This window comes from Nostoc sp. (genome assembly GCF_036919595.1).
Classification (GTDB): Bacteria; Cyanobacteriota; Cyanobacteriia; order Cyanobacteriales; family Nostocaceae; genus Nostoc.
Map to the genome: position 1 here is coordinate 1 of NZ_JBALCO010000064.1, position 14,222 is coordinate 14,222.

General features: G+C 41.7%; 12 protein-coding genes. 8 read left to right on the forward strand and 4 right to left on the reverse strand.

Going from position 1 to position 14,222, the window contains the following annotated elements:
- Nucleotides 1-110: 110 nt before the first annotated feature.
- A complete protein-coding gene (locus tag V7K21_RS08260) occupies nt 111-1,016 on the reverse strand; it encodes a CoB--CoM heterodisulfide reductase iron-sulfur subunit B family protein (RefSeq protein ID WP_335173206.1) in 906 nt (301 codons plus the stop codon).
- A 700-nt stretch (nt 1,017-1,716) separates the two neighbouring features.
- On the opposite strand from V7K21_RS08260, the gene acpP reads away from it, so the two are divergent.
- From acpP to V7K21_RS08300, 8 genes are all read left to right on the forward strand, one after another.
- Nucleotides 1,717-1,971 (forward strand): acyl carrier protein, encoded by a 255-nt coding sequence (acpP, locus tag V7K21_RS08265; protein WP_273768562.1) that lies wholly within the window; start codon nt 1,717-1,719, stop codon nt 1,969-1,971.
- Between the two features lie 19 nt (nt 1,972-1,990).
- Nucleotides 1,991-2,185, forward strand: a complete 195-nt coding sequence (locus tag V7K21_RS08270) for a hypothetical protein (protein ID WP_335173208.1) — start codon at nt 1,991-1,993, stop codon at nt 2,183-2,185.
- Between the two features lie 333 nt (nt 2,186-2,518).
- Nucleotides 2,519-3,769 carry a beta-ketoacyl-ACP synthase II gene (fabF, locus tag V7K21_RS08275; RefSeq protein ID WP_335173210.1) on the forward strand — a complete coding sequence of 417 codons (1,251 nt, stop codon included), beginning with the start codon at nt 2,519-2,521 and terminating at the stop codon, nt 3,767-3,769.
- Nucleotides 3,770-4,021: 252 nt separating this feature from the next.
- On the forward strand, nt 4,022-6,049 hold the full coding sequence (gene tkt / locus V7K21_RS08280) for a transketolase (protein ID WP_335173212.1): 2,028 nt from the start codon (nt 4,022-4,024) through the stop codon (nt 6,047-6,049).
- A 317-nt stretch (nt 6,050-6,366) separates the two neighbouring features.
- On the forward strand, nt 6,367-7,368 hold the full coding sequence (locus tag V7K21_RS08285) for an ATP-binding protein (protein WP_335173214.1): 1,002 nt from the start codon (nt 6,367-6,369) through the stop codon (nt 7,366-7,368).
- Nucleotides 7,369-7,394: 26 nt separating this feature from the next.
- The gene (locus V7K21_RS08290) at nt 7,395-10,013 is read left to right on the forward strand and encodes a S8 family peptidase (protein ID WP_335173216.1); all 2,619 of its coding nucleotides are present in this window, start codon (nt 7,395-7,397) and stop codon (nt 10,011-10,013) included.
- A 41-nt stretch (nt 10,014-10,054) separates the two neighbouring features.
- The gene (locus tag V7K21_RS08295; RefSeq protein WP_442948858.1) at nt 10,055-10,186 is read left to right on the forward strand and encodes a hypothetical protein; all 132 of its coding nucleotides are present in this window, start codon (nt 10,055-10,057) and stop codon (nt 10,184-10,186) included.
- A 356-nt stretch (nt 10,187-10,542) separates the two neighbouring features.
- Complete coding sequence (locus V7K21_RS08300; RefSeq protein WP_335173218.1) at nt 10,543-10,953, forward strand: hypothetical protein; 411 nt, start codon at nt 10,543-10,545, stop codon at nt 10,951-10,953.
- A gap of 187 nt (nt 10,954-11,140) precedes the next feature.
- Here the strand turns inward: V7K21_RS08300 and V7K21_RS08305 are convergent, their stop codons facing one another.
- The 3 genes from V7K21_RS08305 to V7K21_RS08315 all read right to left on the reverse strand — a co-directional run bounded on the left by V7K21_RS08305 (nt 11,141) and on the right by V7K21_RS08315 (nt 14,067).
- A complete protein-coding gene (locus V7K21_RS08305) occupies nt 11,141-11,338 on the reverse strand; it encodes a hypothetical protein (protein ID WP_442948859.1) in 198 nt (65 codons plus the stop codon).
- Between the two features lie 402 nt (nt 11,339-11,740).
- Nucleotides 11,741-13,285, reverse strand: coding sequence for a hypothetical protein (locus V7K21_RS08310; protein WP_335173222.1), 1,545 nt, complete (start codon nt 13,283-13,285; stop codon nt 11,741-11,743).
- 179 nt (nt 13,286-13,464) lie between these two features.
- Nucleotides 13,465-14,067, reverse strand: coding sequence for a DUF3318 domain-containing protein (locus V7K21_RS08315; RefSeq protein WP_334794420.1), 603 nt, complete (start codon nt 14,065-14,067; stop codon nt 13,465-13,467).
- Nucleotides 14,068-14,222 lie beyond the last annotated feature (155 nt).

Consider the following 14,222-nt stretch of genomic DNA (forward strand, 5'->3'; position numbering starts at 1 on the left):
TGAACTCGGAAGTTGAGCCTTTGAACTCGGAAGTTGAGCCTTTGAACTTGGAAGTTGAGCCTTTGAACTCGGAAGTTGAGCCTTTGAACTCGGAATGTCCGGTTCAGAAGTTAAAATCCTAATTTTTCCAACACTGGCTTTGTGGAAACAACGTGGCGTTCTAAACCCAGTTCTTTTGGACTAACCCCAAGTGCCAAAGCAATCAACTGGGGTAAATGCAACACTGGTAAACCTAGCTTCTGTTCAATAACCTTTTCTACTTCAGGCTGACGCGAATCTAAATTTAAGTGGCACAGTGGACAAGGCGTAACTATACAGTCAGCACCAGAAGTCAAAGCGTCCTGAATATGCATCCCCGCCATCTTGAAAGATTGGGTAGTGGCATAACTAGCCAGGGGCCAACCACAACATTGTGTCCGGCCTCGGTAATAAATTGGTGTTGCACCCACCGCCCGAAACATATTTTCCATCGCTTCCGGTTGGAACGGATCGTCATAGGGCATAGATTTTTGGGCGCGGAGGAGATAACAGCCATAAAAAGCCGCACATTTTAATCCAGTTAACTTCCGGGTGACACGTTTGGTAATTTCCTCTAAACCGTAATCTGTTACCAAGGCGTAGAGGAGATGTTTTACGTCGGTACTGCCGCGATAAGGTGAACAGCCTTCTTTGTGCAGCAAGCCATTAACCTGTTGAATGTAGGTAGGGTCAGAAGTCTTGCATTCTTTCAGGTGTTCGTTGACGTGACCGATAACACCTTGACAAGTGCTGCAATGGGTAAGTAAAGGCAAATTTAATTCTTCTGCTAGGGTAATATTTCTGGCGTTGACTGTATCTTCTAGCAGTTGGGAATCTTCTTTAAATGTGCCCGAACCGCAGCAAGCAGCTTTTTTAAGTTCAACCAGTTCAATACCCAGTGCTTGGGTAAGCGCTTGAGTTGACTGGTAAAGTTCCCGACAGGCCCCTTGGGCAACACAACCGGGAAAGTAAGCGTATTTCAGAGTGTGAGATTGCATAGAGTAAAACTAAATAGCCAAATATTTGCTCAAACTTGCTCAAATCTCAGCAGTTTAAGTAAGTAACAATTCTATAACTTGTATTCTGTCAGTTGTATCTGTATGATCAAATTAATGCCGAAAACCAAGGGCTTTTAAAATCTGGTTTGTAAACCACAGCTGATTCAAAACTAGCAAGCCTGTAAAAAGGGCTTGGTTGAAGCAAGAAGCAGACCCTCTAAAGTTTTCTTCAGTTGAATAACTAGCCTTGAATAAGTTTAGTCAAGTTTTGTATAGCAGATATTATTTGGGTTAGAGTGATCGCTCTAAAGAATAACTGTAACTGTTTTATCATCCCTTGTTAGCACCGAAGTTCTGATGTTTGACGTTCAGCGACCCTTTAAGCATCTACGTTAAAAGCCGCAGGCTCGACATATCCTTATTGCTAGCAAGGCTGTAAATACTGATCGAGACATTGTAAAAAATTTTAGCAATAATTGATAAGCAAAGCATTTACACGGTATCGGCGATGGCGTGGCACGCTTCCCTACCCAAGTGTTAAAAGAAAACTTACCCTATTCTTTTTAGAAGAAAGGTTTTCTAACAGAAAAACCCTTGGCAGTGTACGGGCGATCGCGCTTGACGATAAGATGTATATGCTCAAAACAATGTCTCCTCTAAAGAGCAGATCCTAGCAAATGGTTAAGGACTTTTATTATTTATGAGCCAAACGGAACTTTTTGAAAAGGTCAAGAAAATTGTCACCGAACAATTGAGTGTTGACGATCCTGCCAAAATCACACCCCAGTCCAAGTTTATGGACGATCTAGGAGCAGATTCCTTAGATACCGTTGAACTGGTGATGGCCTTGGAAGAAGAATTTGATATCGAAATTCCCGACGAAGCTGCCGAGCAGATTATATCGGTTCAAGACGCAGTAGATTACATTAACAACAAAGTTACCGCATCAGCTTAAAAAAAGTTTTGAGTCACCGTTGGCCCTTGGCATCTTACGCCACTTGACGCCAGTCCGCTCAAGTTGGGAGACCCTTTCGGCAGTTCCTCCTGGGGGAAACCCCCATCGCCCTTGGCGTCTCCCCTTGGGAGAAGACCGGACTGCCTCACCACACCGCTGGTTCCTCTACTTGGGGAAACCCCAGACGCTCGATAGCGTAGCGTTAGCGACGTAGGAGCGTCTGACTCGCTACCGCTTCTCTACGAGACGCTGCGCGAACGCTATCGCCCTTGGCGTCTCCCCTTGGGAGAAGACCGTAGTGGCTCCCCTTCTCACATTGGGAGAGGCTAGCGCCGAGGGACAAGTTCAGATGGCTTTGTCTTACCCCCTCTGGGCATCTACGGCAAAAACCGCTGCTTTGACTTTTGACTGAGTGCTGAGTAGTTAAAAGTTTAGAAGTTAGAGTTTTAGGATCTCCATCTTCGGCTGCTTCCAAAACTCAGAACTCAGGACTTGAAACTCAACACTGTTTAATGCCTGCTGCTTTTTCGCCATTTTTAACTGAATCATGACAGATCATACACGTAAACGCGTTGTTGTAACTGGTGTTGGCGCGATTACACCTATAGGTAACACAGCAACAGAATATTGGAACGGATTATTGAGTGGACGCAATGGCATTGACTACATCACACTTTTTGATGCGTCTCGCCATGATTGCCGGATTGCTGGTGAGGTGAAAAACTTCGATCCACATGATTACTTGGAGCGCAAAGAGGCCAAGCGCATGGATCGATTTGCCCAATTTGGGGTTTCGGCAGCAAAACAGGCTCTATCTAATGCAAAGTTAGTGATCAATGAACTGAATGCAGAACAGGTAGGTGTGATGATCGGTTCTGGCGTTGGTGGCATTAAGGTATTAGAAGACCAGCAAACTATCTACCTCAACCGTGGCCCCGATCGCTGTAGTCCATTCATGATCCCGATGATGATCGCCAATATGGCCGCAGGATTAACGGCAATTCACACGGGTGCTAAAGGACCAAACTCCTGTCCTGTAACTGCCTGCGCTGCTGGCTCCAACGCCATAGGAGATGCTTTTCGTCTCATTCAAGGGGGATACGCCCAGGCGATGATTTGCGGGGGAACGGAGTCAGCTGTCACACCATTGTCGATAGCTGGGTTCGCCGCCTGCAAGGCACTCTCTTTTAACAATGATGACCCGACTAAAGCTTGCCGTCCCTTTGACCGTGATCGCAACGGATTTGTCTTGGGTGAAGGTTCAGGAATTTTAATTCTAGAAGAACTGCGACACGCCATCAGTCGCGGCGCTCACATTTATGCCGAAATGATCGGCTATGGGATGACCTGTGACGCCTACCATATCACCTCCCCCGTCCCTGGTGGACTCGGAGCAGCTAGAGCGATAGAACTAGCGCTCAAGGATGCCGGGATAACTCCCGAACAAATCAGCTATATTAATGCTCACGGCACTAGCACTCCAGCTAATGATTCAACTGAAACCTCAGCAATCAAAAAAGCCTTGGGAGAACATGCTTATAAGGTGGCAATTAGCTCCACCAAATCGATGACAGGTCATTTATTGGGCGGTTCTGGAGGTATTGAAGCAGTGGCAACAGTATTAGCGATCGCTAATGACCAAATTCCACCGACAATCAATCTGGAAAATCCCGATCCAGAGTGTGACTTAGATTACGTGCCTAACTCTAGCCGCGCTCAAAAAGTTGAGGTCGCAATATCCAATTCTTTTGGGTTTGGCGGTCATAATGTCACACTGGCCTTTAAGAAATACCTCTAAAAATTTCCCATTTTATTGCTGGTCGGCTCTCCTGAGATGACTGTGCCAAAAGTATGATAGATATCATTCCGCTATAACTTAAGCGTTCAGCATGACCCAATTATCAGCTTGATTTATCACCAGAAACTCAGGAGATCCCGCTTGTCCATCTACAAGCGGGAGTGGGATGATGAGGATACTGTGGGGAATCTAAAATAACCCCAGCAAGAGAAGCTACCAAGAGTGCTAACCCGTCGTTAAAAACAAGAGATTATGACTGTTGCAACCCAATCCCCCAAAGAAGTTTCCCTCGAAGAACTTTGTATTAACTCGATCCGCTTCTTAGCTGTTGATGCCGTAGAAAAGGCAAAATCGGGACATCCAGGACTGCCGATGGGCGCGGCTCCGATGGCTTTTGTCCTCTGGGATCGCTTTTTGAAGTTTAATCCCAAGAATCCCAAATGGTTTAATCGCGATCGCTTTGTCTTGTCTGCTGGTCATGGCTCGATGTTACAGTACGCCCTGCTGTTCCTGACAGGCTACGATAGCGTCAGCATTGAAGATATCAAGCAATTCCGTCAATGGGAGTCAAAAACCCCTGGACACCCCGAAAACTTCATGACCCCAGGTGTGGAAGTCACCACTGGTCCACTAGGTCAAGGAATTGCCAATGGAGTCGGTTTAGCGATCGCGGAGGCACACCTGGCCGCTAAATTTAACAAACCCGATGCCAAGATTGTTGACCATTACACCTATGTGATTGTGGGTGACGGTTGCAACATGGAAGGAATTTCTGGCGAAGCTTGTTCTTTTGCAGGACACTTGGGATTAGGCAAACTCATCGCTCTGTACGACGACAACCACATTTCCATTGACGGTTCCACTGATGTGGCATTCACCGAAGATGTTTCTAAGCGCTTTGAAGCTTACGGCTGGCACGTCCAACACGTCGAGGACGGCAACACTGATTTAGAAGCGATCGCCAAAGCAATTGAAGCAGCCAAAGCTGTTACCGATAAGCCTTCTTTCATCAAGGTAACAACCATTATTGGTTACGGTTCCCCCAATAAAGCAAACACTGCTGGTGTTCACGGTGCTGCTTTGGGTGGAGACGAAATAGCATTGACTCGGAAAAATTTGGGTTGGGAATACGAACCTTTCGTAGTCCCAGAAGAAGCCCTCAACCATACGCGCAAAGCAGTTGAGCGCGGCGCAGGTTACGAAGACGAATGGAACAAGACCTTTTCGGACTACAAAGCTAAGTATGGTCAAGAAGCGGCTGACTTTGAACGCTATATAAGCAGCAAACTACCTGACGGTTGGGATAAAGTACTACCCACCTACACCCCAGAAGACAAAGGACTGCCTACCCGTAAACACTCAGAAAATTGCCTTAACAAACTGGCGGCGGTTTTACCTGAATTGATTGGTGGTTCGGCTGACTTAACCCACTCCAACCTTACCGAAGTCAAAGGCAAAGGCGACTTTCAAAAAGGGCACTACGAAAACCCCAACATCCACTTTGGTGTACGGGAACATGCTATGGGCGCAATCTGTAATGGGATAGCGCTGCACAGTTCGGGATTAATTCCCTACGGTGCTACCTTCTTGATCTTCACAGACTATATGCGTGCTGCCATCCGCTTATCCGCGCTTTCCCAAGCTGGCGTGATTTGGGTGATGACCCACGATTCCATTGGACAAGGTGAAGATGGTCCCACGCACCAACCTATTGAAACTCTTGCTTCCTTGCGAGCCATTCCTAATTTAACGGTGTTTCGTCCCGCAGACGGTAACGAAACCTCTGGTGCTTATAAAATAGCGATCGAGAAGGCGAAGGAAAATGCTCCTACCTTGTTGGCATTCACCCGTCAAAATGTCCCGAACTTGGCGGGTACATCGGTTGAGGGCGTGGCGAAGGGTGGATACACCGTGGTGGATAGCGAAGGTACACCTGATATCATTTTGATTGGCACTGGTTCAGAATTGAGCCTCGCCGTCAGCGCAGCCGAAAAACTCACAGCTGAAGGTAAGAAAGCCCGTGTTGTCTCGCTACCTTCATGGGAACTGTTTGAAGCACAAGATGCGGCTTATAAAGAGTCAGTTTTACCGAAAGCTGTCACCAAGCGTTTGTCTGTAGAAGCTGCTAGCAGTTTCGGTTGGCACAAGTACGTAGGCACTGAAGGCGATTGCGTTAGTATTGATCGCTTTGGTGCTTCGGCTCCAGGCAATGTTTGTCTAGAGAAGTTTGGCTTTAGCGTTGATAATGTGTTCGCTAAGGCTAAACAATTGTTGGGTTAATAGCAACAGAATATTCTCGAAATTGTATAGGGTGGGCATCTTGTCCACCTTTTTTTACGCAGAGGGGCACTGAGGTAAACGCAGAGAGAGATATGATGACTCTATTATTGATGGAAGCTGAAGATCATATAGACCTAAAAGCAACGCCCTATGGTTAGATATACTCTATTTCTGAGCAGAAGACTGATTATTAGTTGACATTACTTAATATAATCAATAGGGGACAAGGCGATCGCGTTATAATTTTCAATGCACTACATAATATAGTACTATAGTACTATATTAATCAAAAATTACTATTTATACTGAGAGGCAGTATGAAAGCAGAGCTTCTCAAGAGATTTTTTAGAGCGATCGCTAGTTCAGATCAAGACGCGATTGATAAGCTTACATACCTAGTGATTGAGGAAGAACGCACGAAGGGACATACTCTCTTAGCTGATCAGTTAGAGAATATCACTAAAAAAAGCCAGAAAGAGAAGCCTACTAACATCAGCAAACCTGCTTCTTCAATACCAGAAAACTTACAGACATTAACTGAATTACCAACTAGCAAGCGATTTAATCTTCCTTTAGTAACCATCATACCAAGGGGTCATTTGCGGCATCATATGGTGTTGCCAGAAAAAATTGAGAAACGTTTCTGCCGAATTGAACGTGAATATGCGGCCAGAGATAGGCTTGCTCATCATGGATTGCGTTACAGACAAAAAATTCTTCTATATGGGCCTCCTGGCTGTGGAAAGACGCTAGGAGCAGAACGTTTAGCTTGGAATACAGGATTACCACTGCTGAAAGTTCGGTTTGATGCAATGGTGTCGTCTTTTTTAGGGGAAACTGCGAGCAATTTGAGACTTGTATTTGAGGATGCTTCAAAAAATCCATGCTTATTGTTTCTTGATGAATGTGACTCAATTGCTAAAACACGAGAAGACTCTCAAGAAGTAGGAGAAATTAAACGAGTAGTAAATACATTTTTGCAAATTTTGGATGAGTATCAACCCTCTTCAGGGCTTTTGGTAGCAGCAACAAATTTGAATAAATCTCTGGATACTGCTCTTTGGAGAAGATTTGATGACTTGATTGCAGTACCCAAACCCGGAGAACAAGAGCTAGAATTTATACTAAAGGAAACACTATCTGCAATTGAAGTGGGATCTATCAACTGGCCAAGGATCATTGAGCAGATGAGAGGTTTTTCTGCGGCTCAAGCTGTGAGGGTTGCACAAGATGCAGCTAAACGAGCAATCCTTGAGCGGGAGGAGCTAGTGATTCAAGAACACTTAGAAGAAGCGATCGCAGAAATCAAAGTTTCCTAGTATTAATTTTTTGGGTGTTTGGATAAATGGTTGAAAGTTATCAGGGTTTTCCGCATATCCGGCTTAGGCTTACAACAGAAGGACGTGCTGCATCGCCATCAGGAGGAGGAAAAAATAATCCTATAACAGTCGTTAATCTGGGTAATCGCCAGGGACATGGAGGTAAACTCAAAAGTTCGGTTGACTCCTTGATCTTTGAATGGCAAGAAACTCAAGAAGAACAAGAGCAAGAAGAGAAGCCGCTACTTAAATCTCGACGTATTATCTTAGAAATTGATCCTGATTCTTTTAATCCAGATGGGTTGAAAGCATATGGCATTGAATTGATTGCTGATACAGAAGATGGATATATTATCGGTGCATCAGCAGATTTAGAACTTAGTGAATTACAAAAAAAGATAGAAAAATTTATTAATGAGCAGTATGGTGGTAATAAAGTTGCTGAAATTTGGGAACTAATAGACGGGAAAAAAAAGCCAGAATTGATTCTTTCTCCAAACTTATTCGCTGAACTATATGAGAAATGGCTCCCTATAAAAGAAGAGCAGATATATACTGTTGATGTAGGTGTTGCTTGTATAGGAACCAAAACCAAGCTGCCTAATTATCCAAAAGCCCAACTTAATGAAACTAATGATAAATTTACAAGGCGAGTTAATAATTGGATTCAAAAACGTCAGCTAACTGAGCAAGAATGGGAAGAGATATCCTGGGAAAGGCAAGAAGAATTTGAAGAGTTTATTCAATTTTATAAAGGCAATATTAGCAAAGGTTTTCAAGATGATGGAGGTGAGATTGGTACAGCTACTTTGCCTGATAGTTTTTCATGTCGAATTCAAATTTCAGGTAAAGGTCTAAAAGATTTAGTTGAAAATTTCCCTTACATTTTTGATATTAGTGAGCCAGATGAGTTTGCTGAAATTATTCAGAGGGAGGATATATCTGATACTGATTCTCCATCATTTCAACTGGAATCGCCAGAATTAAATGCTCCTAAAGTATGCGTTATAGATAGTGGTATTCAAGAAAGACATTCTCTGCTAAGAGCAGCAATTGATTCAAAAAACTCAAGGTCTTGGGTTCCACGAGAAACTGATAAAACTCCAGACTATGTTAGCAATGGTGGACATGGAACAAGTGTCGCTGGTGCAGTCCTTTATCCAAGAACTATACCTCGTAGTGGTAATGAAAAGGCTGTTTGCTGGATTCAAAATGCCAGAGTTCTTCAGGCTAACCGCAAACTACCGAAACAACTATTTCCAGCGAATCTTCTGGTTGAAATTGTAGAATTTTATCACGAAAAAACAGGAACTAGAATTTTTAACCATTCTATTACTGGTTCTGTTCCCTGCCTAACCCGATATATGAGTGCTTGGGCATCGTCTATTGATAATTTAACATGGCAAAAAAAGGATATTCTCTTTATTGTTGCAGCAGGAAATTTACCTCTCAACAGTAGAATTGGCTTTACAAGATTATCTGTGAGAGAACATATAGCAGCAAATCGACAATATCCAGACTATCTATTAGAAGATTCATGCAGAATTGCTAACCCTGCACAAAGTTTTCAAGCTTTAACGGTTGGCTCTATTGCCTTGAATTCTTATCATGCACCACCTTATTATTCGATTGCACAGAAAGATAAACCCTCCGCTTTTTCGTGCTGTGGATTAGGAATTTGGGAGACGATTAAACCAGAAGTAGTTGAGTATGGTGGAGATTTAGTAATAGATGAAGGTTTACCACCAAATATTACTTTTCCTAAAGATGTTTGTCCCGAATTAGTAAGATCAACTTTGAACGGTGGCCCAGCGATTGGGGCTGATAAAGTTGGTACTTCTTTTGCAGTACCCAAAGTAAGCCATATTGCTGCACGTCTTGCTTCTGAGTTACCTAATGAGAGTTGCCTTCTTTACCGTGCATTAATAGTACAATCAGCAAGATGGCCAGAATGGATAGTGGGATATGGTGGCGATAAACTGCACATCCTACGTCAAATTGGTTATGGTCTTCCCGATGTTGATCGTGCTTTGGGTAATGCTCCCAATAGAATCACTTTGATGACAACAGGAGAGCGCCGTATTGTAGCTAAACAAGCTCATATTTACCAAGTAAAACTGCCAGAAAAATTACGTTCTCAAGGAGAGGCATTTAAGATTCTTCTGGAGGTTACTTTATCGTACAAAGCCCAACCACGTCGAACCCGTAGAAATCGCCGAAAATATCTTTCAACTTGGCTTGATTGGGAATGTAGTAAAAAAGGAAAAGATCCAGAACTTTTTAAGGCTAGAGTTTTGGAAGAGTTTGTTGCTCCAGAAGATGCGGAGAAGGGAGAAGGTCTTTTTAAATGGATGCTCGGCAAACAAAATCATCACGGAATAATTAAAGGTGTATCTAGAAGTGCAGGAACCCTTCAGAAGGATTGGGCTGTTGTAAATTCATTTGAACTCACGGAAGCATTTTCTATTGCGGTAGTTGGACATGAAGGTTGGAATAACGATCCAGAAGCTAGCGTTCCATACTCTTTAGTTATGAGCTTTGAAGCTATACAAGTTGATATTCCAATTTATACGTCAATTGTCGAGGCTCAAGTTGAAACAGAGATTCAACCCACGATAGAAGTTCAATCTATTGTAGGTAGCTGAGGCGATCGCATTCCCGCTATCAAAATCTAGAATTACCCTGGTTGCGCTGGTGGGATAATCAGGGTAATTTGCTACAAACAGGATGGGAGCGATCGCAGCAAGCAGAAGCACGAGCGGAATGCTTGGCTGCTAAACTAAGAGAATTAAATATTAACCCCGATCAGTTAGTTTAATTATTTTGGCAACTATCTTTAGATAGATAGGGTAAACACTATGCGGTAGATCATTATAAATCCCTTGCTAGTAATGAAAAAATGCAACTTTCATACCGAAAATTCTTAGTTGCACCTTTGATTGATTTTGTCAATATGTAATACCCGGCATTGCTGAAGAAACCAGCAAGGCCTTCTCTAGACTGAATTTATATTCATGCTTTCAGTGGATGCAGTTGTGACTTTGCAAATGCGATTATATACATGTACTTGAACAATAAATACTTGCTGTTGTTCAGATAAAAAAATTCAGATTTTATCCGACCTAGTAACTTTGGTTTTTAGCCAATTGTTTGATGTTTTCAGAAGGTAATACAATGAATAATATCCTCAAGCGCACACTTCTACCCAGCCTCATGGCTGCAAGTTTAGCCGGTGTCACCCTAGTTCCAGCAAAACCAGCTGCTGCTGATGACCAAGTACTAAGAGATGTAGGTATTGGGGCTGTTACTAATGTAGTAACAGGAGCTGTTAGGGGACATGGTAGTGTATTAGGCAATGCTGCCAAAGGTGGTGTGACTGGTGCAGCTGTCAATGGTGCAAATGGTCTGAGAAAGCATCGGTATCGGAATCACAATCGCCGGAACGCTGTTCAAGATGTCGGAGTCGGTGCAGGGGCTGGCGCATTGACTGGCGCAGTTACTGGTGATGGTAGACATACCGTTGGTAATGCTATTGATGGTGCAGCTGTAGGTGGAGCAATTCATCTATTAACCAATCACAAATAATTCCTAAATTCATTAGCCGAAATACTTTCCAACTGTTAACGAACTTATTCCTTCCTAATTCCTCTGCTTCCTAAAAGGAGCAAACCCAACCTCTCTTCCCTAGTAGGGAAGGGAGGTTGGGGATTAGATTTATATTGAGATAGATGCCACCGTCAATAACGGATGACGTTAGACTTAATAGTAAACTCTAACCCTTCAAAGCCTTTCTAAAGTTTCGACGATAGGATGAATTTGTAATAAACAAAGCTGGCCATAGCAAAGCTAAACCAATGCGATTGCTCAGAGTTGGATTAAAATTAGTCCGCCCAAACCCATTCCAAAACTTCCAAACGCCGCCTCCGTAAACTACTATCAAAACAAAAAAAATAAAGTTACCCATTCCCATCAACTCCGTTAGTAACTGACAGAATTTAAGTTAAGTTTTACCACACAAGGTAAGCACTTCATAACCAACACCGAGAAAGTATGACAAAACTCCTCACTCTCTGACACCTAAGTCAGTTAAACATACATTCTCTTATTCCAGTGTAGATTAGCCTCACACGTTGCAGCTAGTTATCAGTGGTGGCAAGCTAGGTCAAACGATCTAAAAGCTTTATTTCTGGGGTTTTTTGGCGATACATGTTGCTTGTATAATCAATCAAGCCTATAGTTTCTAAGACAGAACAGGGCTGTAAAATGCCCAACAGAGCAGGATTAGTTCCTTGCTGTAGCTTCAATAAAATATCTTTTGCTATAGATTGCCGCAATCTGCCTGAGAACTCCAAAATTCTATGGCACATTATCTTTATGCTTCATATACCCAATAAAGATAATATCGTTCACTATCCACCCAGCCTCTTTTAAAATCTTTGATTGGAACAATCTTCAAGCCATTCCGGTTGACATTCAGTTTTTTATTTAAAATCAGCAAAATTTTCTTTTGGTCATCTTGATTTTTGAGTAGAGAATTAATTTGGCTTAATATTTCAGCTTCTTCAACATCTTGACGACCTTTTTTAAATAGGGTAAAGCTTCCCATTTTTTGAAGCTCAGGATAGTAAAACTTTCGGTTGAGATAACCCGATAAAGGAGCCATATTTGCATCTCGACTGGCAACAATAAACTCATTATCTAACCCAGCTTTTTGAATATATTGAGATATTTCCCGACTGGCAGAAAATGGTACAACTAAATCTCTTGAAAAACCATAAATACCTCCTAAAAACTGGACAGAAAGAATTAGCATCAAAGCGATATGATGCCATTTTTGAATAAATGTAATTGAATTTGGACGAATAGAAAACTTATTGAGTAAAACTCTAGACTCTTGATAATAACTTCCCAACCATAAAGCCGCTATCAGAACTAAATAGAAATGCCCAAAATGCCGAGGCATACCGATAAATCTAAAGTATGTAAAGGCAAATATTACACAATTTCCTATTATATAGAAAAGGAAAGGAATTGGCTTTTTAGATAATTTAATCAAGGTTAAAATTACAATGAAGAGAGCAATTATCGTAGAAACAATTAAATCCAGCCATCTTTTGTGTTGAGGAATAATTAATAAATAACTACCAAATATTCTCCCTACACTTTTCAATAAGTGACGCATATCTAATTGTATTACCCAACCATTATTTAACCCACCATAAAGATAACTATCTATTGGAGGAGTAATAATATAAATGGATAAAATAAAAGAAAATATGATAATTAAAATACTTAAAAATAAGTCGTATTTTTGGCTTTGACTAAAATACTGCTGGCGATGTTCACTATCAAAACTGAATTCAGCTAGCAAAGTCAATAATAAAGAAAATGATACGAGCAAACCATAAGCACTACTATTTGCTAGTAAACCCAATAAAATGGCCAAATAAGCATAAGTTATTTTTCTTGATGAAAAAACTGTACAAAAAGCAAAAATAAACAACATACTAAAGGCATAGTTTCGAGAAATTAAAAGATATTCATAAAAAGGAAAGAAACCAAAGGAAAAGAGAAACTTTTGTTGATGGTTAAAAGGGCTATATAGGCAAAAAACAGTAACTGAAACAACAGTAATTGCCAAATGAAAAATTTGCATAATAATAGGATTATCGATTATTTTTCTCAGAAGTGCCAGAGAAAAATACCATAAAACAGGATGGCCTTCATAATGGATATTTGCAATTAAATCCCCTAAAGATTTACTATCTCTGACAATAAGCCAGGGATTTAGTTCATCTCTCCACATCGAATGGTTGAGAATACCTATTAAACCAAAAGTTGAAAAAACAATGATAATAAACCAAGGAGAATGAAAAGGTAATCTCGAAGTATATTTGATAATTTTTTCGTTTAACATTGTTAGTTAGAAATGAAATTTATTTGGATCAACATATAGCAATATAGCAATCCTAAATGAGTTGTGAAAACTATAGAACGGCTAACGCCTCTAGTCTGGTAGAGAAGGTGACTTCTTTACCAGACACTACGTGAACGTAAAGCATCTCGTAGAAAAGAGACAGATTATTCTCCTGATTTCTACTTATAACTTTCTGGCATACCCACTGGTGACAAACCTGCGATCGCTCGTAAGTTTTGGCAACGAATCAACTCAGTAAAATTTAAACTAGAACGCTCTTCAATTTTGGCTACCGCTTCAATTGCAGATAACAGATGCTGCGCCGCTTCAACTTCTGAATAACCGCGCCGCTGTGCTATCCGAATTGCTGCTGCATCGGCATTTAACTCTGACTCTTGAGATTTGTTAGTACGCCAGATCCGAAAAGCAGCGATCGCACTTAATCCCCCAGCTACGGCTACACCCACCACATCTGACTGTGCTGCTTCCATGAATCCGCCTAACAGCCCCGCCACCACCACACCTTGATAAATGTCGGGTTTAAACCACTTCACCCCCGTCAACCAGCTAACCATGTGCAACAGCAGCAAGTCTCGTTGCGGCTTTGTCAAGCGACGCCACAAATCAAAATTAATATATATCGGTCGCGCCTGATTCCAGGGTTGGGGAAAGGAGGCGTCAATTACTTTTGCCTGCTCTGGTTTACTAACGACTTTTGTCGTCATCCGACCAGAAGCAGGCATCACATCTAACAAACGGCGAATTTCAACATTTGGCTCCATAACATTTAATTATTAGCCATAATGTGCATGGTAACTATTTTAGTTACCATTCGTGTTAACCTTTAATTTATGACATCCTTTAGCAGTCTTTAAAAATAGCTGTTCTATTGTTGAAAACCTCTACAAATTGCGATTTGTGAATAAACTAGATAAAG